This window comes from Paenibacillus sp. NPDC058898 (assembly GCF_049316025.1).
Lineage (GTDB): Bacteria > Bacillota > Bacilli > Paenibacillales > Paenibacillaceae > Paenibacillus_AQ.
The window spans coordinates 249555-275437 of sequence record NZ_JBMOSM010000003.1 but is presented as its reverse complement, the minus strand read 5'-3'; the positions used below and the strand labels follow the sequence as shown (position 1 = coordinate 275437).

The 25883-nt window shown below is 49.1% G+C and carries 23 protein-coding genes and 1 riboswitch; of the genes, 18 read left to right on the top strand and 5 right to left on the bottom strand.

What is annotated here, in order from left to right:
* Positions 1–25 precede the first annotated feature (25 nt).
* From ACOZB4_RS09615 to ACOZB4_RS09605, 3 genes are read left to right on the top strand one after another with little or no spacing between them, the layout of a single operon-like run.
* A complete protein-coding gene (locus tag ACOZB4_RS09615; protein WP_379404357.1) occupies positions 26–1486 on the top strand; it encodes a leucyl aminopeptidase family protein in 1461 nt (486 codons plus the stop codon).
* 29 nt (positions 1487–1515) lie between these two features.
* Positions 1516–2202 carry a copper homeostasis protein CutC gene (locus ACOZB4_RS09610; protein WP_076322002.1) on the top strand — a complete coding sequence of 229 codons (687 nt, stop codon included), beginning with the start codon at positions 1516–1518 and terminating at the stop codon, positions 2200–2202.
* Positions 2203–2237: 35 nt separating this feature from the next.
* Positions 2238–3191 (top strand): ROK family protein, encoded by a 954-nt coding sequence (locus tag ACOZB4_RS09605; RefSeq protein ID WP_379404355.1) that lies wholly within the window; start codon positions 2238–2240, stop codon positions 3189–3191.
* 395 nt (positions 3192–3586) lie between these two features.
* On the opposite strand, the gene ACOZB4_RS09600 is transcribed toward ACOZB4_RS09605, so the two are convergent.
* Positions 3587–4114, bottom strand: coding sequence for a hypothetical protein (locus ACOZB4_RS09600; RefSeq protein WP_379404353.1), 528 nt, complete (start codon positions 4112–4114; stop codon positions 3587–3589).
* A gap of 260 nt (positions 4115–4374) precedes the next feature.
* Positions 4375–4504, top strand: a riboswitch (cyclic di-AMP (ydaO/yuaA leader).
* A 3-nt stretch (positions 4505–4507) separates the two neighbouring features.
* On the opposite strand from ACOZB4_RS09600, the gene ACOZB4_RS09595 reads away from it, so the two are divergent.
* The gene (locus ACOZB4_RS09595) at positions 4508–4984 is read left to right on the top strand and encodes a C40 family peptidase (RefSeq protein WP_076321999.1); all 477 of its coding nucleotides are present in this window, start codon (positions 4508–4510) and stop codon (positions 4982–4984) included.
* A 229-nt stretch (positions 4985–5213) separates the two neighbouring features.
* Here the strand turns inward: ACOZB4_RS09595 and ACOZB4_RS09590 are convergent, their stop codons facing one another.
* On the bottom strand, positions 5214–6488 hold the full coding sequence (locus ACOZB4_RS09590) for a stalk domain-containing protein (RefSeq protein ID WP_379404350.1): 1275 nt from the start codon (positions 6486–6488) through the stop codon (positions 5214–5216).
* Positions 6489–6715: 227 nt separating this feature from the next.
* Here ACOZB4_RS09590 and ACOZB4_RS09585 point away from each other — a divergent pair, with 227 nt between their 5' ends.
* The 3 genes from ACOZB4_RS09585 to ACOZB4_RS09575 all read left to right on the top strand — a co-directional run bounded on the left by ACOZB4_RS09585 (position 6716) and on the right by ACOZB4_RS09575 (position 10312).
* Positions 6716–7102, top strand: a complete 387-nt coding sequence (locus ACOZB4_RS09585) for a 2Fe-2S iron-sulfur cluster-binding protein (protein ID WP_379404348.1) — start codon at positions 6716–6718, stop codon at positions 7100–7102.
* Between the two features lie 428 nt (positions 7103–7530).
* Positions 7531–9816 carry a PrsW family intramembrane metalloprotease gene (locus ACOZB4_RS09580; protein WP_379404346.1) on the top strand — a complete coding sequence of 762 codons (2286 nt, stop codon included), beginning with the start codon at positions 7531–7533 and terminating at the stop codon, positions 9814–9816.
* A 4-nt stretch (positions 9817–9820) separates the two neighbouring features.
* Entirely contained in the window at positions 9821–10312 is a 492-nt protein-coding gene (locus ACOZB4_RS09575) for a hypothetical protein (RefSeq protein ID WP_379404344.1), read from the top strand.
* A 223-nt stretch (positions 10313–10535) separates the two neighbouring features.
* On the opposite strand, the gene ACOZB4_RS09570 is transcribed toward ACOZB4_RS09575, so the two are convergent.
* A complete protein-coding gene (locus ACOZB4_RS09570) occupies positions 10536–11405 on the bottom strand; it encodes an AraC family transcriptional regulator (protein ID WP_379404342.1) in 870 nt (289 codons plus the stop codon).
* 203 nt (positions 11406–11608) lie between these two features.
* On the opposite strand from ACOZB4_RS09570, the gene ACOZB4_RS09565 reads away from it, so the two are divergent.
* The 4 genes from ACOZB4_RS09565 (at position 11609) to fucU (ending at position 16183) form a co-directional block, all read left to right on the top strand.
* Positions 11609–13402 (top strand): L-fucose isomerase, encoded by a 1794-nt coding sequence (locus ACOZB4_RS09565; protein WP_339265918.1) that lies wholly within the window; start codon positions 11609–11611, stop codon positions 13400–13402.
* Between the two features lie 25 nt (positions 13403–13427).
* Positions 13428–14087: a class II aldolase/adducin family protein gene (locus tag ACOZB4_RS09560; protein WP_339290613.1), complete on the top strand. Its 660-nt coding sequence runs from the start codon at positions 13428–13430 to the stop codon at positions 14085–14087.
* A 74-nt stretch (positions 14088–14161) separates the two neighbouring features.
* Positions 14162–15673, top strand: coding sequence for a rhamnulokinase (locus tag ACOZB4_RS09555; protein ID WP_379404339.1), 1512 nt, complete (start codon positions 14162–14164; stop codon positions 15671–15673).
* An 81-nt stretch (positions 15674–15754) separates the two neighbouring features.
* Positions 15755–16183, top strand: a complete 429-nt coding sequence (gene fucU, locus ACOZB4_RS09550; RefSeq protein ID WP_379404337.1) for an L-fucose mutarotase — start codon at positions 15755–15757, stop codon at positions 16181–16183.
* Positions 16184–16235: 52 nt separating this feature from the next.
* Here the strand turns inward: fucU and ACOZB4_RS09545 are convergent, their stop codons facing one another.
* Positions 16236–16616 (bottom strand): DUF4183 domain-containing protein, encoded by a 381-nt coding sequence (locus ACOZB4_RS09545; RefSeq protein ID WP_379404335.1) that lies wholly within the window; start codon positions 16614–16616, stop codon positions 16236–16238.
* A gap of 663 nt (positions 16617–17279) precedes the next feature.
* Here ACOZB4_RS09545 and ACOZB4_RS09540 point away from each other — a divergent pair.
* From ACOZB4_RS09540 to ACOZB4_RS09520, 5 genes are all read left to right on the top strand, one after another.
* A complete protein-coding gene (locus tag ACOZB4_RS09540) occupies positions 17280–17801 on the top strand; it encodes a MauE/DoxX family redox-associated membrane protein (RefSeq protein WP_379404841.1) in 522 nt (173 codons plus the stop codon).
* A gap of 5 nt (positions 17802–17806) precedes the next feature.
* A complete protein-coding gene (locus ACOZB4_RS09535) occupies positions 17807–18397 on the top strand; it encodes a hypothetical protein (protein ID WP_379404333.1) in 591 nt (196 codons plus the stop codon).
* 28 nt (positions 18398–18425) lie between these two features.
* Positions 18426–20204: an ABC transporter ATP-binding protein gene (locus tag ACOZB4_RS09530; protein ID WP_379404839.1), complete on the top strand. Its 1779-nt coding sequence runs from the start codon at positions 18426–18428 to the stop codon at positions 20202–20204.
* 281 nt (positions 20205–20485) lie between these two features.
* Positions 20486–21982, top strand: a complete 1497-nt coding sequence (locus ACOZB4_RS09525) for an amidase family protein (protein WP_379404331.1) — start codon at positions 20486–20488, stop codon at positions 21980–21982.
* A 20-nt stretch (positions 21983–22002) separates the two neighbouring features.
* Positions 22003–22539, top strand: a complete 537-nt coding sequence (locus ACOZB4_RS09520; protein WP_379404329.1) for a hypothetical protein — start codon at positions 22003–22005, stop codon at positions 22537–22539.
* Between the two features lie 145 nt (positions 22540–22684).
* On the opposite strand, the gene ACOZB4_RS09515 is transcribed toward ACOZB4_RS09520, so the two are convergent.
* Complete coding sequence (locus tag ACOZB4_RS09515) at positions 22685–22966, bottom strand: CD3324 family protein (protein WP_006211013.1); 282 nt, start codon at positions 22964–22966, stop codon at positions 22685–22687.
* 436 nt (positions 22967–23402) lie between these two features.
* Here ACOZB4_RS09515 and ACOZB4_RS09510 point away from each other — a divergent pair, with 436 nt between their 5' ends.
* Complete coding sequence (locus ACOZB4_RS09510) at positions 23403–25103, top strand: GAF domain-containing sensor histidine kinase (protein WP_379404326.1); 1701 nt, start codon at positions 23403–23405, stop codon at positions 25101–25103.
* Positions 25100–25765 carry a response regulator gene (locus ACOZB4_RS09505; RefSeq protein WP_379404324.1) on the top strand — a complete coding sequence of 222 codons (666 nt, stop codon included), beginning with the start codon at positions 25100–25102 and terminating at the stop codon, positions 25763–25765. Before ACOZB4_RS09510 ends, ACOZB4_RS09505 begins: the two co-directional genes overlap by 4 nt.
* Positions 25766–25883 lie beyond the last annotated feature (118 nt).

Genomic DNA, 25883 nt, shown 5'->3' with positions numbered 1-25883 from the left:
TTATATTAGGAGGGAAGGCTTCGATATGAATATCACAATAGATGAAGCTTCATTGGCAGATACTTCGATTTATGTGGTTTATGAGGGCGAGGAGTCTCATTTCCGTTTAACGGAATCTCGAAAGCATAGCATGAAGCTGACTTGGTTCTATGGCCGCTCTGATCAAGAAGCGGACGATCTCGTAGTTGGAATGGGGCAACGCTCGAACCTTACGTTGGAGCAAGTGCGCAGAACAGGCGCATCCGCTGCGAGAGCACTGCTCAAGGAAAACAAATCAAGCGCAGTACTGATCCGAGCTTCAGCCCGTGATGGTGGGGCTTCTTCTCGGATATCTATAGAAGAAGAACTCCAGGCGTGGGTTGAAGGATGGATGTACGGATTATATCAATTCAATAAGCATCGCGGGGTTACGGCCAATCTGCAAGTTCTGTCCCTAAATCTTCGACAGGAAGATTGGCAGGGGCTTTCCCGTGAAGAGATGGAAGCCATCATCCAGACGGCAGAAATCCGAATCGTAGGGACACAGCTCACCCGAGACCTGGTGAATGAATCACCGGAAACGCTAAATCCGGAGGCGTTTGTTGCGGTTGTCGAGGATCGTTTCAAGAAGGCACCCGTTCAGCTTCATGCGTATCGCGGACAAGAGCTCCATGATCGGCAGATGAACGGTCTGATCGCTGTGGGTGCCGGCAGCAAATACGAGCCTGCCATGATTGAGATTTCCTATAATGGGGTGGATTCCGAGAAGGATAGTCCTCATATTGTGCTCATTGGCAAAGGCGTAACCTTTGATATGGGCGGGATGAACGTCAAAATCGGCCGAGACATCAGCGATGCACGTATGGATATGGGAGGCGCTGCAGCCGTCGTGGGTGCCATGGATATTCTGGTATCGCAAAAAGCTCCGGTACGCGTAACGGCGCTTATAGCCGTTGCCGATAATTTATCGGGACCGGATGCAATGCTTCCTTCTTCCGTTGTTCATTATCCGAATGGTTTAAGCGTTCAGGTAGCGAATACGGATGGGGAGGGGAGATTGATCATTGCGGATGCGCTGCTGCATGCAGCGAAGCTTGGCGCAGATAAGGTGATTGATATCGCAACCCTTACCGGTAATGTCGGAGCCGCACTGGGCTTGGAGATTGCGGGCATCTGGGGTGATCAACAGATTACGGCCGATTTGGTTGAGATCGGTGAGCGTAACGGAGAGCGCCTATGGCCTATGCCGCTGATGGACGAGTACGAATCGGATCTCAGAAGCGATTATGCCGATCTGAAAAATGTGGGTACGTCAACTTTGGCAGGCGCTATAACGGCTGCGCTGTTTATCCGTCATTTTGTGGCGGATTCCATGAAATGGGTGCACATCGATATGGCGGGCACGGTTCAGTATAAAAGGGAATTTCCCCACTCCGCAGCGGGGGCTACCGGCTATGGTGCAAGATTGCTCGCCGATTATGTGGAGAAGCAGTTTCTCCATGCATAAAGAATCAACTTCAGTAAGGAGTGACGACGATGCTGCTTGAAATAATCGCAACATGCGTGGATGATGCCATCACAGCAGAGAAGAATGGCGCGGACCGTCTGGAATTGATCACAGCGATAACCGAAGGCGGGCTTACGCCGGGAATCGGGCTTGTTGAAGAGGTTGTGAAAGCCGTTCAGATTCCTGTACATGTCATGGTCAGACCTCATAGCAGATCCTTTGTGTACAACGAACATGATATAGCTACCATGATGGCGGAGGTTAAGGCGATCCGCAAGGCAGGTGCAGCTGGCGTTGTGCTTGGCATGCTGACTCCGGGAGGGAAGATTGACGAGGACTCCTTGGTCAAAATGCTGGAATGGACAGGAGATATGCAAGTCACGTTCCACCGGGCTTTTGATGAACTGGAGGATCAGTTCGAAGGACTGCGTACATTGCAGAAATACCCGTCGGTTACCCGTGTCCTAACGTCAGGAGGGCCGCAGCCTGCACCGCAGGCCATCCCGAGAATTCGGGAGCTTGTAGAACAAACGGCAGGCAGTGAACTTAAAATATTGGCCGGCAATGGTCTGAAGTGGGAAATCATACACGATTTTATCGACCGGACCGGTGTGAGCGAGGTCCATTTCGGCTCAGCTGTTCGGTACGGTCGATCAGGGCTGAAACCCATCGATCCGGTCGAGCTGCGATCGCTGGCTGAGAGCATACATCAATAGAAGTAGCAAACCTATCGGAAACAGGTGAACAAAAATTGCAAACCTTATGGAATAAACAGCAAGAATTTGTGGTTGGCGTTGACCTTGGGGGTACGAAGATCGCGGCAGCGCTCTTTGATTCCGAAGGACAGCTGCTGAACCGGGAGCAAATGGAGACAGCGGGTGCGCGTACGGCTGAAGAAGTGGTCGCGAGAATTACGAACATGATCCGCAGCGTGTCGGACGGCCACCCTCTTCGAGGCGTAGGGATGGCTTCACCCGGAACAGTTAACAGTAGGGAGGGGATTGTCATTCATGGTACGAATCTGCCGGAATGGACGAATGTCCCCCTCAAAGCCTGGATGGAACGTGATCTGCATACGGAAGTACAGGTGCTGAATGATGCCAATGCAGCCGCATGGGGAGAGTATGTAAGAGGTGCCGGAAGAGGGTCGACGAACATGGTGTACGTGACGCTAAGCACCGGCATCGGCTCAGGGATCGTGCTGGATGGGAAGCTGTTCCTGGGCAGCAGTTCATTTGCTGGGGAACTGGGACATCATATCATTGATCCGAACGGTCCGCAGTGCAATTGCGGGAGCCACGGCTGCTGGGAGGTATTTGCTTCAGGAACGGCCATCGGCCAGGCAGCATCCCAGCGGATGCTCACCCAGCCCAGCGTAATTTCTGAACTGGCCGCAGCCGAGGCGGGAGTGAATGCCAAGCATGTGTTTGAGGCAAAACGTCTTCATGACCCCGTCGCAGTAGAGGTCATCGATCGAGCCATCTATTATATGGCGCTTGGACTGGTTAACGTCATTCACAGCTTCAACCCCGATCGCATCGTGATTGGAGGGGGAGTAAGCAGAGCGGGCGATCTTTTATTTCCGCAGCTGCGGGAAATGACAGATAAGCTGGTCATGCCATCCTATTTAGGCACGTACGAGATCGTTCCTGCAGGACTTCGGGACGATGTTGGTCTGGTTGGAGCTGCGGCCTTGTTCCAGTAGCATAGGTGTAAAGAGAACGTTACGGATAGGATAAAGGAGTAATAGCGGTTAGATAAAAAGCGTTCGGATCGGCAACGTAGTTTCATGTTAACCGAGCTTAAGCGAATTAGACAAAAGCCGCCCTTCAGGGGGCGGCTTTCCAATTATTCATAGAGAGCGGGAAACGGAGCGATCATTTTTTTCGTTATAAGTCCGTAACATGTGACAAGTGATAGGCGTGAACTGTAAGCCGTCATCCGTTTTCACTGGGGGCGATTTTTGGTTTCCTGGTTAGGTTTGTTTGTATCCGACAAACAATAAGCGGTTGCTCACACTTTCCCGCGATGCCGGCGGAAACCGCCGGCTCCAAACCCGCACGTGGGGATGACCTGCAGGCTTGGAGCCGGCGGCTGCCGCTATTCCATGTACTTGGATGCGTCAAACGTAATCATGGACGTATGATTGGCATGTTCAATCAGTGAAGAGAGCTTGGTTACTTCGCGTTCCTTCTTCCGCGCTTGCGCCTGATAAGCTTCCGGATCATATAAAGCGACGTTGAACAGCGTTACGGCACCATCTCCGCTGCCACGGCTGCTCTGCCGCTCCAGCTTCTTGCGGGAGCCGAGATGAGCAAGTTGTCCGATATCGCTGCGGATCTGTTTGGCCAGCTCGATCGCTTCCATGATGGTCATGTCGGAGCCGTTCCAGCTAATGGTTTGTGTTGTATTGGAGATTGCCATCAGCAAATCCAGCTTTCTGTAATCCGCGGCGGCGGCTTCGATTTCTTCCGTAATGGCATCCACACTGCGTACAGGATATTCCGCCGTTTCCCCTTTTTCAATGATTGTGCTGCTGTTGTTCAAGCGTTCCGACATCAATTGATTCAAGAGTCGGTTGATTGCTGCCCGGACTGCCAAAGCTTCAGCCATCGTGATTTGACTCATAATGGATCGATCACCTCTTTAATTTCATTTCTGATTATGTAAACGCATAGATCTGTAAAAAGTTGCTAGATTATTAAAAAAAGCAATTTGAGAAGGAAAGTAGAGTTACATAATTGTCATGACTGTGTGAGATGGTTAAAAAATAGTCGGCCGAAATTAACCATCTTTACGACAGCTCCAAACATAAAACGATAGATTTTTAGGATATGATTGACAGCATCCTTGCTTGTATACTATATTAAGAGAAGGTTACAAAACGTTAATGAATTTTGCCGAATTTCGTTTGGAAAACGGGGGAACCGTCTTGGGTGAATTACTCTTGTATAGAGAGTATAGGGAACCTTCAACCGAACCCTTAGCTAACTCCGTAGGCATCGAAGGAGAGAACATATTTTGAAGAAGTTTGTCATCACTTTGCTAGGGTCTGCAATTATTTTTTCTTCTGGTGCCGTATCAGCATTTGCTGATCAACAACCGAATTTTCAGTATCAAGTGAAGCAATTGGTAGGAACTCCATACAAATGGGGCGGAACGACCACTAGCGGGTTTGATTGCTCCGGATTTATTCTGTACATGTTTAGAAATTTCGATATGGATCTTCCACGCACTTCCCAAAGCCAGGCTCAAGCTGGTGAACATGTGGATCGCGAAGATCTGCGGGTTGGAGATTTGGTATTCTTCAATACAAGTGGCAGCGGAATTTCTCATGCAGGCGTTTACATTGGTGACGGACAATTTGCGCATGCTTCCAGCAGCAAGGGAGTCAGAATCAGCAAGCTTAGCGATTCATATTACGAGCCACGTTATGTCACGGCACGTCGTGTGTTGAGTCAAGAAAATTATGCGAGACTGGTAGGAAGCGCAAGCTAATTGGATTACATTGCAGTTTAGGGTTCAATACATAACCAGAAAGCCTGACAAAGGGTTGTCCTTGTCAGGCTTTCTTTTTTTTTAGATATCAGAAAGTATAAACTTCGAAGCTTGTGACTTCCTGATATCGCAAGAAAAACGTCTACAAACTGCGGTCTGTCATCTGTGAAAGTACGTCGATTGAAGTTTTTCTTACTATAAGTCTGTCAATCCCACAGGGGTTGTTCGGTTACTCCTTAACAACAGAGGCATTCACAGCTGCTTCCACCCCGTTATTATAGAGACGGAACAAGCCAAGACGCCAGAAAGCAGCGCCTTTCAGATCATAACGCTTGGCCAAACCGAGCTTATCGTCCACGGAAGTGGCTGTTTCGCTGCTTAAGCTGATGCCGAGCAAAAGCTTCTGCTTCGGGACACCTGCTTGGAGTGCCAACTGGATCGCTTGGTCCACCAGACTGTTTGGTTCGGGAACCTGAGATTTGGTTCCGACCGGATTGTACTGATAAGCCATAACGATGAGATCATCGGCGATGGAAGCAAGCGTTTTGTAATCATAGCCTTTATAGGCGCTGTTCAATGGCGGCACCGCTAAGGACAGAGCAATGTCATGCGGCAATGCTGCCTTTAATTGCTTGACATAATCATTGAGCAGCTTCTGCTGGTTTACGACATCCAGTTTAAAACCGAGCCCTTCAAAATCAAGTACAACGCCGCCGAAGCCGTTCTCCGTTACCGCGGCTGTGATGCCTTCAATGGACTTTTGGCGCAGGCTGCTATCGCTCAGTACTTTGGTTAATTCGCCGTTTCCATCCAAGGCGTAGACCATGAGGTATGGTTTAATCTTCTGGTCCGCAGCATCTGTTACCATCGATTGCGGCGTAACGTCACCGGCCGCAGCGGGCAGGCGGTACTCGTCGCCTTGAAGCGTGAACTGACCCTCACGATCGATGCGGCTCCATCCAAAGGCGACTGAATTCATAGATGCAACAAGATCCCGTTCTTGGAAAGATTGCAATGCATAGAAGGCTCTCAAATGCATCTCGCGCTGCGGCGATACAAGGGAGACCGTGCGAGTTGCCTGATTCCAGCCCACATCGACACCGAATTGGCTGCTGAACGAGCTAAGCGGGATCAGTACACGGCCTTCCCGTTGAACCGGCGGGGCCGCAAGCTTCACTTGTTTTCCATTGACCGTTGCTGTCGTGCTTCCCACCTGAAGTAACACTTCAGTCGATTGGCCTTTCACACTGCCGATGGCCTTTACGGTTTGCGTCTTGCTATTCCAGGTGATTTGAATGCCCAGCGCTTCACCGACCGTCCGGAATGGAACGTAGGTGACCCCTTTGTCTACCCGCGGAGCTGCATCGAAGGTTAGCGTAACATCATCCAGCTTTACCGATATGGCAGGCTCAGCATGTACCTGACCAACATGGGGTGCGGTGCCGAGCAAGGATAAGGCAAGAACGGCAGCGACAGCTGTTTTTCCTATTTGTTTATGCAGCATGCTTTGGTATTTCCTCCGATCCATTAAATAATAGAATGATTTCATAGAATATGGAATTAGGTCTAGCATACGCTAGTATAGCAAAATTTTCATAGAGTTCCAATTCCATGATGTCAATGTCATAGAATAGATAAGAGTAAGCATGTTGATTTTTTAAACTTTCCGGTATAATAAATGAAGGATTTTATACATAACCTGATGATTACATGCATAGGGGGATAACGCGCGTGTTTAAATTCTGGAAAAACAAAAAGGGTAGGAATAGCGAAGCCAACAACTCGCCCATCCCGGAAGAGATGATCGAAGCCGTACCGGATCGGATCATTGAACTAACAGGTCGCGAGGTTCGCCGCAGTGTGGCGCCTGTTCTTGGTATGACGGTGCTTGATCTGGCCGAACGGAATGACGTGGACTGGAACTCTTTTTGCAAAAGAGGAACTTGTGCGCGCTGCCGCTGCATGGTGGCGGAGGGAATCGAGTATTTGTCCGAGCCCAATCTGGCCGAAGAACAACGCCTGGATCCTGAGGAGATCGAAGAAGGATATCGTCTGGGATGCCAGAGCAAGATCGAAGCGGTCGGTCCCATCAAAATCAAGCATGCCCCATACTTTTGACGACATAGAAGGCGGATGCCGTTCATATTTAAAAAATCAGGCAGCCGTACAATGGATATAATCCCCTTCAAGTAGACAGTGCGTAGAAAGAGCACATCCGTTTACTTGGAGGGGATTTTTCATGGGGAATTTCATGGGGAACAAAAGTAAGCCACCCTTGATAATCAAACTTCGTTTCCCGGGATATTGTTGAAAATATCCATCAGATATGAGACCAGCGCCTTTTGCCACATTTTACTAGAATGACTATACTACTAATATCTTGTAAAAAACAGACTATAGATAATTTGCGGAGAAACTCAAAAAAACCTCCGCTGCGATCGATCGGTGACCATGGTTTTATGAGTTCTTATCATTACTCGTGGCCGGACCGACATCAAGGGAGACGTCCTGCTCGCACGAAGCCGCTTTCAAAGGAGGCGACCGTTATGAATTCGATCTGGTCCATCCGAACCGGAATTCGGGATTTCCTGGAGTCTATCTATCGAACTGGCCGATCCTGGATTGAGAAATATCCATTTATTAAAACGGCGTATACGATATTTTCCTGGTTGTCGCTAATCCTGTTTGTTTTAAGCTTGTTTTTCGTTAAAGAATCGCGTACCATGATGGTTCAATATTTATGGTCGTTTTATGTACTCCTGCAATTTTGGTTTCTATGCCGAAGCAAAACGATACCGTGGAAGCAGATTGTGCTGTTTGTTCTGGCGGGCGTTTTTCTTGTCGTACCTTTTACGACGCTTACGGTCAATGCTCTCCACGTGCTTTTCGGCGGAAGCACATCTGACACCTGGTCCATTGCCGTGATCACGCCAATTTTCGAAGAATTGTGGAAGCTCCTTCCGCTAGGCATATTTCTGTTGTTCTCGCGTCGAGCTTCCGCTTTGAGTTTAAGCGATTACACGCTCATCGGCGCGGCGACTGGCGTTGGCTTCCAACTGATGGAAGAGCTCTCCCGAAGATGGCTAAGTTCCGGCCCGCTTGAGGAAAAGTTCGGCTACAGCTTTACATGGCTGGGCGGCGAAACGATTCATTGGGATTTGTTCTCGTTGTTTCCTGGGCGTTTCGAAGAAAGTGTGTTTCCGACGCTGATGACCGTCGGTCATCCTGTACATACCGCCATGATCGCGCTTGCGTGCGGAATTGCCTATCGACTGCGGACAAAACTGACGAAATGGGTTTTTCTGTTCCCGGTAATCATATTGCTGTGGGCCATCCTGGATCACGCTGCCTATAACGGTCAGCATCAGCTGCCGGGTTGGGTGCTCCAACTTCATGATTGGACCGGCAGCGGTTATAAAACTCAGCCGGCCTTCCTGCTGATGCTGTTTGCATCGATCGCTGCCGATTATTGGTCACTGAACAAAATACGAAACCGTCTGCCGTCACTGCCGAACGAGCCGCTGCTTAATCCGTTTACCGAGCTGTGGAATATGACCCGCTCTTTTTGTCTAGACCGTGGGAAATTCGTATATTGGCTAGGATTTTACCGGGAGCGCAGGGAGCTCGGATTTCATTTGCTTTATGGAAATGAAGAAGCAGCCAGTAGACAGGAGCCTATCGATGCTCAGGTAAAAGCTCTTTGCCAGGCGTTAACCGGGGTCGCTATAATTCTGCTCGTGGCCGGCATGTTCACAGGTATCGGGACATATGCGAGCGGTGGAGAAACGGCATGTTTTGCCTGTATGTTCGACTCGCTGCAAGATTGGTGGGATCGGCTGGATTGGTATGAACAGGGCGCGATCCTGCTCGGAGCCCTTGCCTTATCACTGCTGTTCGTTGGATTCTGGCCGGCTTTTGGCATCGCAATGACAGGGATGGGAATCGCCGGGAGCGGACATGAGATTGCCGGTTATATCCGCGATCCGAAGAAGCTGTTGACTCCCGAAAATGCGCTTTCCGTGGCTGCAGGCATTATATTAAGCCGAATTCCATTCGGCAAAGCGCTAAGCTGGGTCGGAAAAAAAGGGCGCAGCTATGTGCGTAAGCTTCTGGATAAGCTCGGATCCCGGAAGCCGGATACCGACGTCCCGGTTAAACCGAAACCTCCGAAGAATGACGGCCCGGGTAAGCATCAGGACGATCCCAAGAAGCCAGATGACGATCCCAAGAAGCCAGATGACGATCCCAAGAAGCCGGATGACGAGCCCAAGGAGTCGGATGACGATTCGCCACCAAATAAGGATAAAGCCGATGAGGGGACGGAACAAGATGAGACCATTGGAGACGTAGTTAAGGAAGGAAATAAAACGAAATATACGAATCCAGCTGGAAATGAACTTACTTGGGTTGATCAATCTCCTAAAAATATTAATCGAGATATTGACCAATTCTTAAATAGTAAAGACGTTGGTAAAGCAACTGAGGCTAAGGTTGCGGACTTTGTAAGAAATAAAACAGATGTAGAAGTAAAAGCGTATGCGCAAAAAGTGATGAGGAGTGATGGTCAAGCTGCCGGTGATTTAGATGTTGTAACAAAAGATGCGATTATTGAAGTCAAAGCATCCATTAAAGCAGTAAAAGTAGATCAATTTAATAAATTTACGGATCCAACTCATGATTTATTCTTTAATCCAGAGAATAAAAAGGTTGTTTTGTATATTGATAAGTCATTGAGTAATTTAAGACCCGAACAACAAGCCATGCTGGAAACCATAAAATCTAAAGGTGTTACGATCATTAACTCATTAGAGGATTTGAAGGGGGTTATATAATCGGATGGGGACTTCTGCCTTTATCTTAATGAACCACAAAAAATATACACCGGAGCGTCTTTTAGCTGATTCCATCATTTCTGCTTTCCATGCGGATGTAATGCTGAACTTTCATAACAGTAAAAACTATGCCAGCAATGGGCAATTGCTTTCTACGACGTTGAATATTAATGATAAGAAAGTACGAGAAAATAATGAATCGTTTATACTTTATGTAGATGCATTGGATAATCCACAACTTGATTTTTTTTACTATGAGGATGTGGGTTTGGATTCCAATCATAAACTATATCAAGTAGGAGCAATTGAAGATATTTTTGGCGTCGAAGAGTTGGTATTTCGATTTATATATCATTATCTCAAAATAAATCCTGACGACTATTTTTGGGTTGCGGATTATGATTGGGTTTACAGCTGGGAAGACATGCAACAATTAAAATCCCTACCATTTGACTCAGATTGGTGTTATAAAAATCCTAGAGAAAGTTTTGGATAATCATTTAAGTAACCAACACATTAATGACTTTCAGAGGCTCATTTCAACTTGGATAAGGAGAAATGAGCCTTTTTTGCATGCCTTTTTGAAGCGTAAGAAAATGAAAGCGAGTATGTGACGCAAGGGGAAAACCATGAACGTTTTCAAGAGAAATTAAATAACCTTAGTCCGGATGAGTACCGAACTAAGGCTCATTAAAAGCGCTTTTTTAAACTGTCTACAACTATGAATCCCTTCGTTCCATGGCCATTTTGCTCTGTTCCCGGAACGAGCTCGGCGTTTGGCCAGTAATTTTTTTGAATAACATCGAGAAGTACTTATCGTTGCCGTAACCCACTTGAGAAGCAACCTCATGTATCGGCATTTCGGAATCTGCCAGCAGGCGCTTGGCCTCTTCAATCCGGCGGGATATCAAGTAATTGAAGGGGGAATCGCCGACTTCTTTTTTGAACAGATGGGACAAATAATGCTGACTGACATACATTGTATCGGCAATGTCCTTGAGACTGATGCTCTGGGTATAGTTGGTGTCGATAAAGTGTTTGGTCCTCAGCGCAATTTCGTTCTTGCCCTTCAAGGACTGGAATTGGTGCTTCACGTCCACAATGCGATAGATCACGGTAATCAATGACATCAGCAGGTTGGTGCTCAGCGTTTCATACCCAAGCACCTGAGAATCGCATTCACGGAGGATCTCGGAAAGATAGCTCTCCACTTTATAGGCGTATTTCTCACAGGATATGACTGGCTCCACATAAGCCGGGAGCAGCATCCCCTGGGGAACCCCTTCAATGTGAAGCGAATCCACGCCGCAGTAGATCACCTTAAAAGGCCCGTCCGTGATAGATCTCTCCTCGTGAGGAATGCCGGGGTTATAAATCGCGACATCGCCTTTGTGGAGTTCGTATACTTTTCCTGCAATAGTGAATTCTCCGCGTCCTTCTACAACATAGATGATCTCGCAGAAATCATGAATTTGCGGCGGTCCATAAAAGAAGTCCTCGTCCACGACCTGCCCGGCAAAGAGCAGCTGCGGATTTTTGATGAAGCGGAAGTGATCGCTTTTGCTATGCGAGATTTCGATCTTTGGCACGTTCTTGTCCCTCCTGGAAAGCAACATCCTCTACCTATTATAATGCAAAACGCCCTTCGATGCGGATATCGTTTACATCTGCTATTCGGAATGGTTCACTGTCTTGCTGAAATTATGATTCGATATAACAAAATAGTGGGTTATCTCTTGCACCGAATAATCTTACAATGATGTCATAATCCTTATAGGGAGGCGTGACACACATGACAATTGAAAACGATTACAGATGGCGGGACGGATTTCCGAAAATCGGCATTCGTCCTACGATAGATGGAAGACGGAGAGGGGTACGGGAATCTCTCGAGGAACAGACCATGAATCTGGCTAAGGCTGTCGCCGAGATGTTGACGAAGGAGCTCAAATATCCGAACGGCGAGCCGGTTGAATGCGTGATTGCGGATACGTGCATTGGTGGTGTTGCCGAAGCGACTGCAGCCGCCAAAAAATTCAAGAATGCCGAGGTCGGCCTGACGATAACCGTTACGCCTTGCTGGTGTTACGGCACCGAGACGATGGATGCCGATCCTTCCCGTCCGAAGGCAGTATGGGGCTTCAACGGAACAGGACGTCCAGGGGCGGTTTACCTGGCCGCTGTATTGTCGGCCCATGCCCAGAAGGGGCTTCCTGCATTCGGTATCTATGGCGAAGACGTTCAGGATGAAGGGGATACCCGTATCCCGGATGACGTTCAAGAGAAGCTTCTGCGTTTTGCACGGAGCGGCTTGGCTGCTGCGTATATGCGCGAACAATCGTATTTATCTATGGGCTCGGTGTCGATGGGCATCGCCGGCTCGATCGTGGACGACAGCTTCTTCCAGGAGTATCTGGGCATGCGGAATGAATATGTCGACATGAGCGAGTTTACGCGCCGTTTGGAAGAAGGCATCTATGACCCTGAAGAGTATAAGCAGGCGCTCGCTTGGGTGAAGGAGAACTGTACCGAAGGAGCGGATAACAATCCGGATCATCTACAGAACAGCCGGGAGCGCAAGGATCTGGAGTGGGAAACCGTCGTCAAAATGACGCTGATCACCCGTGATTTGATGATCGGCAATCCGCGTCTGAAGGAGCTTGGCTTCGAAGAGGAAGCTCAGGGCCACAGCGCAATCGCTTCCGGATTCCAAGGTCAGCGCCAGTGGACGGATCATTCCCCAAACGGTGACTTCCTGGAGACCATCCTCAATTCCTCCTTCGATTGGAACGGCAGACGTTCGCCTTATATCGTGGCAACGGAGAATGACAGCCTCAATGGAGTCGGCATGCTGTTCGGATACCTGTTAACCAATACGGCACAGATTTTTGCGGATGTACGGACGTACTGGAGTCCGGCTTCGGTGGAACGGGTGACCGGCTATAAGCTTGAAGGCAAAGCGGAGAACGGCATCCTGCATTTGATCAATTCCGGCTCGGCTGCACTGGATGGAACGGGCGAGCAGGAGATTGACGGCAAACCGGCCATGAAACCGTTCTGGGAGATCACGGATGAAGAGGTTGATCGTACGCTGAAGGCCACGCAATGGAGACCGGCTAACCTGGAGTATTTCAGAGGCGGCGGTTACTCAACCGACTACTTGACGCGCGGCGGCATGCCGATGACGATGTTCCGTCTAAACTTGGTAAAAGGGCTTGGTCCCGTCCTGCAAATCGCCGAAGGCTATTCCGTGGACCTGCCGGCGGAGGTGCACGACACGCTCGACAAGCGTACTGACCCAACATGGCCAACAACCTGGTTTGTACCGAACCTTACGGGACAGGGTGCGTTCTCAAGCGTTTATGAGGTCATGAATCAGTGGGGGGCTAACCATGGCGTGATCAGTTACGGACATATCGGAGCGGATCTGATCACCCTGGCTTCAGTTCTGCGTATTCCGGTCAACATGCATAATGTGCCTGCCGAAGAGGTGTTCCGCCCGCGTGCATGGGGGATGTTCGGAACGACCGATCCGGAGAGCGCAGATTTCCGCGCTTGTCAGAACTTCGGTCCTCTATATAAATAAGGTCAATCGAGAGGAGTAGGACATCATGCTGAATATGGACACGAGAAACGAGCTCTGCAAGTATGCCAAAAAAATCGTCGACAGCGGACTCGTTGTAGGACCTGGAGGAAACATCAGCGCCAGAGCCGGGGACAAAATGTATTTGTCCCCGAGCGGTTTTGCGCTGGAGGAGATTGGACCGGAGCAATGGATTGAAGTGGATATCCCGACCGGCGATATTACCGATATAGGTCTACGACCATCTTCCGAAGTGCTGATGCATCTGTATGGATACCGCAGCAACCCCGATATCGGGGCGATGGTGCATACACATCCATCCCATTGCATTGCCTTTACGTTGGTGGAGAAGGAACTGCCGGTGATGTTCCCGGATCAGGCGGCATTGGTTGGACGTACGGCCTATATCCCTTACATCATTCCTACGACGGATTTGCTGGCAGATGCCGTCGCGGAGAAAGTAACTGCAGCCAGTTCAATCCTGCTGGGGAACCACGGACTGGTCACAACTGGCCGGAATCTGCGTGAAGCGTATTACCGAACTCAGGTAGTTGAAGAGAGCGCCAAAATTTATCTGAGCGCCAAGGCAGCCGGCACACCGGTGCCGCTGACAGACCAGGAAGTGGACGATATTGCTGCGCTGGAGAGCGAAGATTATCGTATTCAGCTTCTGCAGAAGATGAAATAGAAAGATTGTGGAACGGATCCGGTTGTTCAAGACCCGGATCGGTATAGTACTAAAGGTGAGAAAGGATGCGGCTTATGAGCAAATCATCTGCGGTGCTTGCGTTTGACTTGGGGGCCAGCAGCGGCCGGGCGCTGCTGGGCGAGATCACCTCTTCTGATCATGAATCACCCGGCACGCTAAAGATTACCGAGATTCACCGCTTTGCCAATATACCCGTCCAGATGGGAAAACATTTGCACTGGAATTTCCTGATGCTGCTGCAGGAGGTTAAGCATGGCATCCGCAAAGCGTTCCAGGCCGGCTATCAACCGGTCAGTTATGGCATCGATTCATGGGGCGTCGATTATGGACTGATTGACCGTAATGGAGAGCTCATCGGAGTTCCTTATCATTACCGGGATCTGCGGACGGAAGGCATGGTGGAGGAAACCTGCGACCAGGTCGGCAGAGAACGTCTGTTTCAAGAAACCGGTCTGCAATTCATGCCGTTTAACACGATCTTCCAGTTAAATGCGATGCTGAAGTCAAAATCCCCGATGCTGGAAATTGCGGATAAGTTTCTGCTCACTCCGGATCTTCTGAACTATTTTCTGACGGGGGTCCAGGCGTGCGAGTTTACTATGGCAACCACTACTCAGCTATACCATGTTACTGAAGGCAAGTGGAATGAACCGTTAATGGAGGAGCTGGGGCTTCCCGCATCCCTGTTCATTGATCCTGTGCAGCCGGGAACCGTGATTGGAAGGCTGCAGGATACCGTGGCGCAAGAGCTGTGCGTTCCGGCGATTAAAGCGATTGCTGTAGCTTCGCATGATACGGAATCCGCCGTGGTAGCCGTTCCGGCAAACACATCCCGTTTTGCCTATCTTGTATGTGGAACTTGGTCACTTCTCGGCACCGAGCTTCCGGAGCCGCTTGTCCATACAGACGTGCTGGAAGAAGACTTCTCCAATGAGGGTGGAGCTTATCAAACCTTTCAATTGCTGAAGAATATCATGGGCCTTTGGATTCTTCAGGAGTGCAAGCGGCAATGGGAGAATCAAGGATTAACGTATTCTTTTGCAGAGCTGGTTGAACTCGCGCAGGCTGCGGAATCGTTCCGCAGCTTCATAAACCCGGATGACCTGCGCTTCATGAATCCGGCGGATATGATGGCTGAAATTCGGGATTACTGCCGGGAGACAGGGCAGCCTATTCCGCATAGCACCGGAGAGTATGTCCAGTGCATACTGCAGAGCCTGGCCCTAAGATACCGTGAAGTGCTTGAGCGGATGGAGGTTCTTACAGGACAGTATTACGATGGGCTTCATATGGTTGGCGGCGGCATTCAAAACGAGCTGTTATGCCGGTATACGGCCAATGCCATGGGCCGTACGGTGTGGGCCGGACCGATCGAAGCAAGTGCTATCGGGAATATGCTGGTTCAATTTGTGGCGAATGGTACATTGCGCACTCGGGAAGAGGGAGTAGAACTCGTCAAGCGGTCTTTTCCGCTTGCCTGGTACGAGCCTGAGTCCAACGGGGATTGGGAGGCAGCATTCCAACATTACAAGACCATTGTCGAACAGCAGCAGGTACAACAGTGAGGTTCATCGACTCCTGGGACTGACGTTCCTGGCGTAGATTCAATCTTTGCATCTTAATCTGATGAAAAAGGATGTCATACCATGCTAAAAGGCATATCTCATTTGCTCTCGCCTGAGCTGCTGAAGATCCTGATGGAGATGGGTCACGCGGATGAAATTGTGCTCGGTGATGCCAATTTTCCGGCAGCCAGTCATGGCCAGCGGTTGGTCCGGGCAGACGGACACGGGATTCCTGCGTTATTAAACGCGATATTGCCGTTATTCCCGCTGGATACGTATGTTGAGTCTCCAGTAGCGCTGATGGCTGTGACGCCGGGGGATACCGTGGAAACTCCGATCTGGGGTGAATACCGTGAGATCGTTCAGCAGTTTCACAGCGTTCCCATAGAATTTGATGAGGTAGAGCGATTCTCGTTCTATGAACGGGCGAAAAATGCTTATGCCATCGTGTCGACAGGTGAAAAGGCGCTGTATGCAAATGTGATCCTCAAAAAAGGCGTTGTCATTTAATTACGCTAAAGACCCCTCACTGCCTAAATGCAGTGGGGGGTCTTTGTGTGTGTTAAGCCACCACCTGAACGGTGAGGTATAAAACCTCCAGCAAGATCGGCGTGCCGGCCAGGAGTACATCGCCGGGAGAATACAAGGTTAGTGCTCCCGGCGTGAGGGTGTATATTCGGCCTTCCTGAATCATGCCATTGATATAAACCGTTGAGGTGGTGTTCGGACCGACCTCAATGCTCTGAAATGTATGGTTTCCGTCATCATCCGTAAATTGCTGGACAGATATGACAAAGGGAACATCCAGATTAACTTCGGACATCAAAACGTAAAAATAACGAAGCGTGGTCGGTATTACAATGATCTCCGGCACAATCACGCTACCGGGTAATCCTTGGATGCCTTTGGGATGATGGTTGGATAATCGGATCTGGATTTGCACGGTCGACTCCTTTTTCTATTCAGGGATAATATCCTATTATTTTACTGTAAGATATTATCCTTGTAATAAATTACAAATATAGTATATTTGTAGTATCTTGAAAGCTAGTTAGTTATGACAAGCTCCTCTTACGCTACTTCTGAATTGAACCCGCTTACAGTGTTTTCGGCTTATGAAATGAAAGCTCCTACATCCAGCGTTTAATACACCTCGATCCTTCAGCACGGCAACACCTTTCATATATATGGATGAATTTCATGACTTGAAAGGAGGTGAACATTTATGTGTATTCTTCGTCATACTTCCTGTAACACAACGGAGCAATGCGGACGTGATAAATTTGGCGTTCGTCTTGAGGTATGGGACTGCGGCAATGGTTCCGAAGAGAGATATACTTGCGGCTGCTAACATTTTATGAAAGCGCATGCATAAGCAGCGGAACTCCTTGTTCCGCTGTTTATATTTAGCGCCAGTCCTCTGGTTTCTTATCACCGTTGAAGAGTGAGGTATCAATTATGATGACGGGTCCATTGCAATTGCAATATGAAAGAGAGACAGTGAACAGCGAAGAAGAACAGCAAGGAGCAGTGTTAGCAAGATATCAATGTCATCGGATGGGGGCTTGGTCTCCCTGGTTGTCGGGAAGGAGAATGAACGGTGTCCATGAGTGCGCTATGCCTAATGTATCTGAGCTTGATTTTTGTGCTTTCGGGAGTGTCGAAACTGTTGTCGTTAGCGGATTTCAGGATGACAATCGAACGACTGCAGCTGCCTGCAGGTCACTTACCGATTGTAGCTGTTCTCATTTGCACCGCTGAGATCGCAGCTGGGGCAGGTTTATTGTTTTCCTGGAGCAGGATGCTTGCGCAAATTGTGATTTTTATTTTGCTGGCAGGGTTCGGCTATGCTGTTTACCAAGCAAGGATCGTGCAGAAACAGGAGATAACATGCAGCTGCTTCGGCTCATGGTCTAATGAGACTCTCGGCAGGAATACGGTTGTCAAAGTTGCATGCTTAGGTTTATTAAATGCGCTAATTTGGCTTTTTTCAGAACCCGTGAATCCACTCAGTATGCCGGTCCAAGAGGCGGTTCTCACCGTGCTGTCCTCTGTCGGCATTGTCGCTATTTCGTTAGTAGCATTGAATGTTTATACACTTGATTACATACAAGCGAGGGGAGAATAAAATCTATGGATTTGATTACAACTGTACTCGTGATTCAATATGGCTTGATATTTAGTTTGGCCTTCTTCGTCATGAAGCTGTACCGGCATGTTCGAGAGTTGAAGTTGAGGCCGCAGGCAGCCGTAAGCGGTGATGAGGAACCGACCGTTCCGAAGGAGGGACTAGAGCTCGGCATGCAGATTCCCCGAACAACCTATGTGAGCATGAACGGGGACCCCCTTAATCTGTATGACTATAAGTCCAAAATCCTCCTGTTCACGATGAACCATTGCAATGCATGCAAGGAAACATACGGAGCCATCAAAACGTTCATGACATCGCATCCGGAACTTCCGATTACGTTGTTTCTGTACGCCCAGGATGCCGAGGAGGCTGCTGAAATGGCCAGTGCCAACGGATTAACGGATTTGCAGGTGGTCTGGGCTGATCGGGCTTTGATCGATTCGTTTAAGGTGAACCGGTTTCCGTTGGCGTTCTATTTATCTGAGGAGCAGATCGTGATTAACAAAAGCGTAACCAATTACTTGCATCATTTTGAACAAATGATCAAGCAGCTGCCGCAGGCAAAACCTTCAGCCCTTAACAAATCGGCATAATGACGAAGGAGGCTCAAGGTTGTACAACATGAAATATGCAAACCTGATGTTTGAGGTTATGAAGCAGGTGTACCGTGTCTCACCACGCATGTTTACTAGATCTACGATGATATATTTACTCCAAGCTTTTCTGCCCATAGCACAGATTTACGTTACAGCTCAAGTCATAAACGCCATTACCGGCGTTCTGACCCGGGGCGAAGCTCCAATCAACGCATTATATTGGCTGGTTCTTCAACTGATGGCTATGCTGATTGGCATTGTGCTGGCTTCCCTTCAAAAGTATACCGAGCGAAAGATGAATGCTTATGTCTCCTTCTGGTTTAACCTTCAGGTATCTGAGAAGTTAAGCAAGCTTCCGTTCGTATTCTTTGAATCTCCAGAAAGCTATGACAAGCTGCAGCGGGCTCTGCGCAATCTGAATATATGCGGTATTAACATGGTGTTCTACATGTTCTCGATTGCACAGAGCGTCATTACGCTGGTCGGTTTGCTCATTCTATTGTTTAGCTTTCATTACATATTGCCTATTGTCATGCTGCTTCTGATCATACCACTGCTGATCATCCAGAAGAAAGAGGGCACTTCCCGATTCGTGGTGATCCATCAGCAGACCGCTTCATCCAGGATGGCGGCGTATATGAACCAGCTGCTGCAGACGAAGGAAGCGGCCAAGGAAATCCGGCTGTTTCATGCTAAAGACTACTTATTGAACAAATGGCGGGGCATCTATTTCAAGAATACGTATGAAATGCTGGGCGTCGAACGGAAAAATATGAAGAATCGCCTGATCGTGGAATCGGCCGTCACGATTTTTTCTTTTAGTATTTTAGCTGTATTCATATGGATCGCCTCCCGCGTCAAACTAACCATCGGCAGCTATGTCGCGCTCTATCAAGCGGTACAGGACACCCGTTATTCCATACAAAACATCAGTCAGAACATCGGGCAAATCTATCATGACGGCTTGTTCATCCACGAACTGTTTGAATTTCTGGATACGCCGGTTCCGCAAACGGATCAAGCCCTGCCGATGGACACGCCTTTACGGGAAGGAATCGATGTGGAAGGCATAACGTTTCGATATCCGAATCAGGAACAACCTGTTCTTGAGGATTTGACGATTCGCATCAAGCCCGGAGAGAAGGTCGCGATTGTCGGCGAGAACGGTGCGGGGAAGAGCACCCTCGTTAAAGTTATGCTGGGACTGTATGAACCGACGCATGGCGTCGTGCGTTATGACGGCGCCCCGATACAGGATTATGATCCTGCGAGCTTTCGCAGTAGAGTAACGGCGGTCTTTCAAGATTTTTACCGATATGAATTGACCCTTGAGGCCAACATAGCGCTGCGGGAGATTGATCCGGATGATCGCCAAGCGCATTACCAATTGAACGATGCCATGGAAAAGGCATCGATGACCTCACTTGCGGATTCGCTGCAGGATGGTGTTACAACTCAGCTTGGAACGCGTTTCTCGGGAGGGCGTGAACTGTCTCAGGGCCAATGGCAGAAGGTAGCGATCGCTCGGGCGTTCTATCGGGATTTTGAAGTGATTTATCTGGACGAGCCGACAGCAGCAGTAGACCCGTTGACGGAATCCGCCATTTTCGAGAATCTGATGTCCATGACCGATGGCAAAACTGCCATATTCATATCCCATCGATTGGGAAGCTGCAGACATGCGGACCGCATTCTTGTTCTCAAGGATGGGAGAATCGTCGAAGAGGGAAGACATGAGGAGTTAATTGAGCAGGGTGCCCACTATGCCGAGATGTTCAACAAGCAGGCTCAATGGTATCGGTAGAATCGTACCTTAAGTTGAAGATTTCGAATGGGGACAGAAGCGGATCAAGAACTATTCTTGGTCCGCGTTTTGTGTTTCGTTGGCGATTAAAGAGATAGTAAGCAGAGATCAAGGAAGACGGAAACATACAGGTACCGCTTGGATTACGCATAATAAGAGGAATTTTGTTCCTGAATTCCGAATTAAATAAGGATATAAACAGACTGGAGGCTAAAATATGAAACATTAATCCCCATCACCTACCGTAAGGTCAGAAAGATAAGTAGTCAGGGGGACTATATATGATCATGGATAAAAAAACATGGATTGTGGAAGCAACCATTTCGGATATGCAGCAGGCGATGGCAGAGGGTTGGATGACTTCAGTTGAGCTAGTTCAATTGTATCTGGAGCGGATCGGGTTATACGATGGAATTCTCCGTTCGGTTCTTGAAGTGAACCCTGAAGCGCTGCAAATTGCCGAGGAGTTGGATCGGGAGCGCAAAGACCAGGGAGCAAGAGGATTGCTGCACGGGATTCCCATCCTGCTCAAAGACAATATCGACACCGGGGATCGGCTGCATACGAGCGCCGGCTCCATCGCACTTGCGGATTCGTTTGCCACGAAAGACTCTTTTGTTGCAGCGAAGCTGCGTAAGGCGGGTGCTGTTATTTTGGGTAAGAGCAATATGACCGAGTGGGCGAATTTCATGTCATCGACGATGTGGGCTGGATACTCATCAAGACATGGACTTACGTTAAATCCATACGGCCCTGGCGAAATGTTCATTGGAGGTTCAAGCTCAGGCTCCGGTGCTGCGGTGGCGGCGAATTTGGCTGCAGCGGCCATCGGGACGGAAACATCCGGATCGATTATCAGCCCTTCCAGCCAGAACAGTCTGGTTGGCATTAAGCCGACGATCGGACTGGTAAGCCGGTCAGGTATCATACCCATCACCCATACGCAGGATACGGCCGGTCCGATGACCAGAACGGTGGAAGATGCCGCAATTCTGCTTAGCGTGATCGCGGGAACCGATGATTTGGACGAAGTGACCCAGATAGATCCTCAAAATAGGGTGGAGGACTACACGAAGTTTCTGGATTCAAAGTTTTTGAAGAAAGCTCGAATCGGGATTCCCCGATACTACTATAACCACCTGGATCGGGATAGACTAAATATTGTAGAGTCCGCCATTGAAGTGCTGCGGGATCAAGGAGCCACTATTATTGATCCGGTGGAGCTGCCTTGCCAGGATACCAAGTGGGATGCCAATGTCCTTCGCTATGAGTTCAAGAAATATGTCAATGATTATTTGGCGAACCTAGACGCGTCTCTGCCGGTTCATTCGTTGGCTGAAGTTATCGCTTATAATGAGGCACACGCCGATGCTGCCTTGAAATATGGACAGGGGACATTGATTTGGGCCGAGGAGACGAGCGGTACGCTAACCGAAGCAGAGTATCTTGAGAGCAAGCAGAAGAATAAAGAAATGGCGGGAACGAGAGGGATTGACCATGTTCTGCAGACATATCAGCTGGACGCCCTGCTGTTTCTGGGTAATGAATATGGACCAGATTTGGCTGCCCGGGCAGGGTATCCATCGGTTACCGTTCCCGGCGGTTATGCCGAGAATGGCGTCATTGCACCTGGAGGCTATATTACGAAGGGACCACAGGGCATTACGTTCATCGGGACGGCATATAGCGAGCCCGTACTGATCCAATTAGCTTACGGCTTTGAGCAGGCTACCCAGCATCGGGTTCCACCAAAGCTTTCATCCCAGTCATCAGAGTAAAAGAGAGGTGAAGTTCCATCATGCCGCGTAATTTGGAGTATGTTCCTTACGGTTACGAGCCCCCGAAGCCGACAACCAAAGGGACCTTAATATTCTACGATCTCTTCGAGCAGATCCAGAAGGATTTGGAGCAGGCTGCTGCCATTTTAGAAGAACGGTCATTTGTAAAATTGGTGCTGTATCCGCTGCATGAAGAGACGGCCAGGCGGATGTTCAAGGAGCTGGTTAGCCCTTATTACAAGCGGGAGAAACAGCTTCAGGAATGGATAGAGGAGCATGAAGGATCATCGGTTGTAATTGAACCCTTCGAGTCGAAACGGAAAAAATACACGCCGATCGATACTGCGCTTCGTCATCTGGTAGAGAAATACGGAAGTCCCCATTTTCTTATACTGACACCTGAGATGGCCAATGTGTTTGCATCTTTTTCTTCATTCGAGGAATGGATCGTGAAACTGAGGCTGATTTTGTTGTCCGAGCCGCCGCAGCTTCATCCGCGATTGGAGAAATTTCGCCATCGTTGGAATGTCGCGGGGGAGAAGCGGGAAGATCACTAGAATATAAAAAAAATGCCCGATTGTAGATTCACCTACAGTCGGGCATTTTCTATTATGTAGTAGCATTTGTATAAAATGGAAAGGACTGCGCCCCAGGGGAACAGTCCTATGTTAATCCGTGTACAGACCGTTAAATCTCATCGATTCAGGTCCCAACGCGGGTAAGTTTACTTATGATCTTGCGCACGCTTTCTCCAGACAGGAAGTAGGTCCGTTCCAATTCCTCAATGGACCGTCCTTTGCAGTAAGCGCGATACATTTCTTTATTTCGACTTTCGATGCGTTGTTTGGAACCGCTTAACTCTCCCCAGCCGGCTCTTTGCTCGCTCTGTTTCGGTATGTAGAGTAATTCTCCATCTATATACTGTTGAATTTGCTGCAGCAGCTCGGGGGGAAGCACTTCTCTTCCGTTCTTGTAATGGCCCATCGATGCCCTCCTCTTTCTGTATACATATTTAAGCTATCGTTGAGTTTCAAAACAATTGCATTGATCATGCTTGCCCTCCTCCTTTCGTGATATTGGTTTTTTTGGGTTTTTAGATTTTTGGATTTAAAAATAGATATAGGGAGCCCGCAGCGGGCTCCCATTTAACGGATATTCGCTTTACGCGAATACCACCTCACGGATCTGAATCATTGCAATCAGCCTCCTTTCAGCTCATTTCGTCGGCCCCGACTTCTATATTAAGCCATATGTAGGTGGAAATTTGCAAGAGATAAAACAATATTAATTGTTTTTTACCAAAATTCATGGGTGAATGATCTGTGAAAAGCCGAAGGGCTCATAGGGGATTTTGATGGTGTGTGACAGGATTATATAATATAGTTACTTCAGAATGCAAAAAAAGAAGGAGCTTTCGTGTATGTCCAATCACGATCCGCATATTCAGGAGTTAATTACGCTGAAAACGATCGCAGAAACGTTGAACGAGTCCAATGAGCTTGCTCCCATGCTGGACGTTGTTATTGCCAAACTGCTGGAGCTAACGGGACTTACGACCGGCTGGCTGTTCCTGGTGGAAGATCGGGGAACGCATGAATTCGTAGCCAGCCGGAATTTGCCGCCTGCCCTGAGCCGGGATGATAACGAACCCATGAGATGCGGCAGCTGCTGGTGCCTGGAGCGTTACGATGACGGACGCTTGAAAAATGCGGTGAACATTTTGAATTGCAAGCGTCTGGATAACGCCGTTCGGTATCAGTGGGGGGTTACTGAGGGCATAACCCACCATGCAACCGTTCCGCTGCGATCTGGCAGCCGCAGGTTCGGCGTACTGAATGTGGCTGCACCCGGGAAGCTGCATTTCACCAAAGAGGAACTGGCACTGCTGGAATCGGTAGCCTACCAAATCGGCAGCGCCATTGAGCGCATGCGGCTGTACGCAGCTGAGCAGCGCCGCGCGGATTTGTTTGCCCGGCTTGGGGAATATAGCAGTGCTCTCGGTGCTTATGCTTCCCAGGCGGTTAACCGGGCCGAATTAACGAAGCAAGTCATGAGTTTAATGGGACGTTACTTTGACTGGCCATTCGCCGCATTACTGGAGCCTATCGGTAACGATATGACACTGCGTGCCCTATATAGCGAAGGTCAGACGACGCTGCCCCATGCTCAATTTCCACTTCCTGAAACCGCACGAACCCGTTCTGACAAGGGAAAGGTCTCTGCGGATCCGGTCAGTGCCGAAGACGCGCAGCGGCTTGCGGATTTATTGGTTGAACAGGGATGGATATCCTCCATCACCCGAGCGGTTGCGGTTCCGCTGGGGGCAGCCGGAGACACCTTTTTTGGACTGCTTTTGATAGGGTACGATCATTACGGGGATGCGTACCGGGCGGATATGGAGGTGATCGAGGCACTGGCTGAACATATCGGCATGACCCTTCAGCGCATCCGTCTGGAGGAGAACCGGCGGGAGCTCGCAAGAATGGATGAACGCAATCGTCTAGCCCGAGACCTGCACGACTCGGTAAGTCAAACCCTGTTCTCGTTAGTCATGATGTCCAAGGGGGTTGGGGGGATGCTTGCCGCGGAGCCGCATGAGCAGAAAAGCATGCTGCAGGATACCATCCATGATATACAGTTTTTATCGCAAAGCGCCCTTAAGGAAATGCGGGAACTGATCATGCAGCTTCGCCCACCCGGACTTGAGGAAGGGCTTATGACAGGCCTTAAACAATACGGCGAACGTTTGAAGCTTCATGTAAGTTCACATATCAGCGGGATACAGGACCTGCCCCGGATCGTGGAAGAAACCTTGTGGAGGATCGGTCAAGAGGCGCTGAACAATGTAAGCAAGCATGCGGATACGAAGGAAGTAACGGTCGTATTAACCCTGCAGGAAAATGATGTTGAACTTCGAATCGAAGATCATGGCCGCGGGATTACCAAGCAACGATTGAACGAGCTGACGCGGCATTCAATTGGGTTGTCGAGCATGCGGGAACGGGCCGAATCGCTCGGAGGACAATTCCGTCTTTACAGTGTGTACAGAGAGGGAACCATGATTGAGGTTTCGCTGCCCTTAAGGGGTAGATCAACAGAGAAGGGGGGGGATAACGGATGATCCGATTGTTGATCGCTGACGATCATGCCATGGTACGCCGGGGATTACAGGTTTTTCTGGCTACGCAGCCGGATATCGAGATGGTTGGCGAAGCCGCGAATGGCGAAGAGACGCTGGAAACGGCCAAACATCTAAATCCCGATGTCGTGTTAATGGATCTGAATATGCCGATCCTCAATGGAATCGATACGACCGCACAGTTAAAAAAAGAACAGCCTCACATTAAAGTTATCGTGCTGACCTCGTTTATCGATTATGACCATGTTTTACCAGCCATTCGGGCAGGCGCACGCGGCTATCTTCTTAAGGATATTGAGCCTGAGGAACTGGTGGCTGCGATCAGGCGTGTGTATGAAGGCCAAGTTGAACTGCATCCGGATGCGGCAGGGCTGCTCATGACGCATGTTACATCGCCGGCGGGAGCAGATGAGACCAGCAGGTCCGGCCATCAGGAACAGGCAGCACAGTTGGATAAACTTACCCGTCGGGAGCAGGAGGTACTGCAGTTGATTGCATCGGGCATGAACAACAGGGAAATCAGCGAAGCGCTTTACATCACCGAGAAGACGGTTAAAACCCATGTCAGCCATCTGCTCGATAAGCTGGGGGTTGCCGACCGGACACAGGCGGCCATTTATGCGCTCAAGCATGGAATGGTATAAGGATTGCTGTATTTAGCGTACATAACGATCATATCTAAGACTATAGTTGTAGAAGCTCTCAGCCGAAGGCATGAGAGCTTTTGCTCGTAAAATCACTCTAAATGTTGACGATTTCCAT

Coding starts and splice junctions, on each gene's coding strand:
- ACOZB4_RS09525 (WP_379404331.1), top strand. CDS start 20,486: ATGATCATGGATAAAAAAACATGGATTGTGGAAGCAACCATTTCGGAT.
- ACOZB4_RS09600 (WP_379404353.1), bottom strand. CDS start 4,114: ATGAGTCAAATCACGATGGCTGAAGCTTTGGCAGTCCGGGCAGCAATC.
- ACOZB4_RS09560 (WP_339290613.1), top strand. CDS start 13,428: ATGCTGAATATGGACACGAGAAACGAGCTCTGCAAGTATGCCAAAAAA.
- ACOZB4_RS09530 (WP_379404839.1), top strand. CDS start 18,426: ATGAAATATGCAAACCTGATGTTTGAGGTTATGAAGCAGGTGTACCGT.
- ACOZB4_RS09510 (WP_379404326.1), top strand. CDS start 23,403: ATGTCCAATCACGATCCGCATATTCAGGAGTTAATTACGCTGAAAACG.
- ACOZB4_RS09580 (WP_379404346.1), top strand. CDS start 7,531: ATGAATTCGATCTGGTCCATCCGAACCGGAATTCGGGATTTCCTGGAG.
- ACOZB4_RS09505 (WP_379404324.1), top strand. CDS start 25,100: ATGATCCGATTGTTGATCGCTGACGATCATGCCATGGTACGCCGGGGA.
- fucU (WP_379404337.1), top strand. CDS start 15,755: ATGCTAAAAGGCATATCTCATTTGCTCTCGCCTGAGCTGCTGAAGATC.
- ACOZB4_RS09520 (WP_379404329.1), top strand. CDS start 22,003: ATGCCGCGTAATTTGGAGTATGTTCCTTACGGTTACGAGCCCCCGAAG.
- ACOZB4_RS09610 (WP_076322002.1), top strand. CDS start 1,516: ATGCTGCTTGAAATAATCGCAACATGCGTGGATGATGCCATCACAGCA.
- ACOZB4_RS09565 (WP_339265918.1), top strand. CDS start 11,609: ATGACAATTGAAAACGATTACAGATGGCGGGACGGATTTCCGAAAATC.
- ACOZB4_RS09615 (WP_379404357.1), top strand. CDS start 26: ATGAATATCACAATAGATGAAGCTTCATTGGCAGATACTTCGATTTAT.
- ACOZB4_RS09540 (WP_379404841.1), top strand. CDS start 17,280: ATGAGTGCGCTATGCCTAATGTATCTGAGCTTGATTTTTGTGCTTTCG.
- ACOZB4_RS09535 (WP_379404333.1), top strand. CDS start 17,807: ATGGATTTGATTACAACTGTACTCGTGATTCAATATGGCTTGATATTT.
- ACOZB4_RS09515 (WP_006211013.1), bottom strand. CDS start 22,966: ATGGGCCATTACAAGAACGGAAGAGAAGTGCTTCCCCCCGAGCTGCTG.
- ACOZB4_RS09590 (WP_379404350.1), bottom strand. CDS start 6,488: ATGCTGCATAAACAAATAGGAAAAACAGCTGTCGCTGCCGTTCTTGCC.
- ACOZB4_RS09555 (WP_379404339.1), top strand. CDS start 14,162: ATGAGCAAATCATCTGCGGTGCTTGCGTTTGACTTGGGGGCCAGCAGC.
- ACOZB4_RS09575 (WP_379404344.1), top strand. CDS start 9,821: ATGGGGACTTCTGCCTTTATCTTAATGAACCACAAAAAATATACACCG.